We start from the raw sequence: 1685 nt of genomic DNA on the forward strand, positions 1-1685 counted from the left end.
AAACTTAATAAAGAGCTGACTATGGACAGCAAAATAAAATGCACACGGTTATAAAGAGTGGTTAGAAAGGTGAATGGCTCTTCCATAGTCGATGGTTTTTTTAAAAAAGAGCGGTGAGCAAATCCTATTGGTTTAGCTATTGGTTTAGCTATTGGTTTAGCTATTGGTTTAGCTATTGGTTTAGCTATTGGTTTTGAGCAATTTTTAGGATCTGCCCTAAGGCTAAACCTGACCCAAAACGAAGCATAGATAATTTTTATTTCATAACAGTGTCACAATTAATTAATATTCAATTAACTTTAAGAAAATTAACAGATCATTACGAACTCATAAAAAATATTTAGCGAACCATTGCAAAACAAAAGGGGCTTCCCTCTCACCCCACCATAAGAACCACCCATTTCAAAGCTTTGCGGCTACGAAATAAATACAAACAGAAAAGAAATCGACTTTTTAAACATAAATGTTGATTTATTAAGAGTTAAAATGGATAATAATATAGGAGATCAAAATCTATTTCGATACAGGAGGTTTTTTTATCATGGCTTATCAATTACCTGCATTGCCTTATGCTAACAACGCTCTCGAACCACATATTGACGAGCAAACCATGATGATTCATCATGATCGTCACCACAACACATACGTAACCAACTTAAATAACGCTCTGGAAGGACATGCTGATCTGGCTAGCAAAAGCGTAGAAGAGCTGATTTCCGATCTGGACAGTGTTCCGGAATCGATTCGCACAGCTGTGCGCAACAATGGTGGCGGACATGCTAACCACAGCCTCTTCTGGGAAACTATCGGTCCTAACGGCGGTGGACAACCTACTGGTGCTCTTGCAGAAGCAATCGAGTCTGAGCTTGGCGGCTTCGAGAAGTTCAAAGAAGACTTCGCTAAGGCAGCAACTACTCGTTTTGGAAGCGGCTGGGCTTGGCTCTCGGTGAACAACGGCAAGCTGGAAGTAAGCAGCACGCCTAACCAAGACAGCCCTCTGATGGAAGGTAAAACTCCAATTCTCGGCATCGATGTATGGGAGCACGCTTACTACCTGAAATACCAAAACAAGCGTCCAGATTATATCGCTGCTTTCTGGAACGTAGTTAACTGGGAAGAAGTAGGCAAGCGTTACGAAGCTGCGAAGTAAGACAGGACATACACTAGTAAATCTCTGTCGAGCTTTCAATTCAAATAAGCGACCTTCAGAGATTGACCAGATCAAAAACAAAAGCTTGGGCGGAAAACACAGTGTTTTCTGTCCAAGCTTTTTGACTTTATTTTGATGCTGCAAGGAAAGTTTATTTGCTGCAGCTCCCTTTCGCGAGCTCCAGAATGAAAGCTTTTTGCGTGATTTGTACTGCCGGCCGCACGGCCTGTATGCTGAGAGATTGCCCGAGTACGGCAGTGCTAATATCTAATTAAAAACAAATCAACTTTGCGGCAATTGAAGCTGTTTCATTATCCGCAAAAAAACATTAGGAAAAGCATACTCCGCCAGCTCATCTTGGCTTAGCCAGCGATATTGCGGCGGCAGGGCTGCTTCCTCGTGCAGCGGCTCCAGGCGGCAGCGGAAAACGGCCAGCTCCCAGCGGATGTGGCTGAACACGTGCTCCGTGTTCAACAGCCACCGCTCTGGGAAGATCGTAAGGCCGTCTTCCTCCGCCAGGCGCTCGCACAAGGCA

Annotated in this window: 2 protein-coding genes; one reads left to right on the forward strand and one right to left on the reverse strand. The window is 43.9% G+C overall.

What is annotated here, in order from left to right:
* Positions 1-541: 541 nt before the first annotated feature.
* Positions 542-1150, forward strand: coding sequence for a superoxide dismutase (locus PSHG_RS10980; RefSeq protein WP_010272723.1), 609 nt, complete (start codon positions 542-544; stop codon positions 1148-1150).
* Positions 1151-1432: 282 nt separating this feature from the next.
* On the opposite strand, the gene PSHG_RS27295 is transcribed toward PSHG_RS10980, so the two are convergent.
* The coding region (locus PSHG_RS27295; RefSeq protein ID WP_010272724.1) for an NUDIX domain-containing protein at positions 1433-1685 on the reverse strand (253 nt) is incomplete at its 5' end.

The sequence above is a fragment of the Paenibacillus senegalensis JC66 genome, from assembly GCF_000285515.1.
In the GTDB taxonomy this organism is placed as follows: domain Bacteria; phylum Bacillota; class Bacilli; order Paenibacillales; family NBRC-103111; genus Paenibacillus_L; species Paenibacillus_L senegalensis.

What these genes read in the sequence shown, in the direction of transcription:
- PSHG_RS10980 (WP_010272723.1), top strand. Translation starts at nt 542, where the DNA reads ATGGCTTATCAATTACCTGCATTGCCTTATGCTAACAACGCTCTCGAA.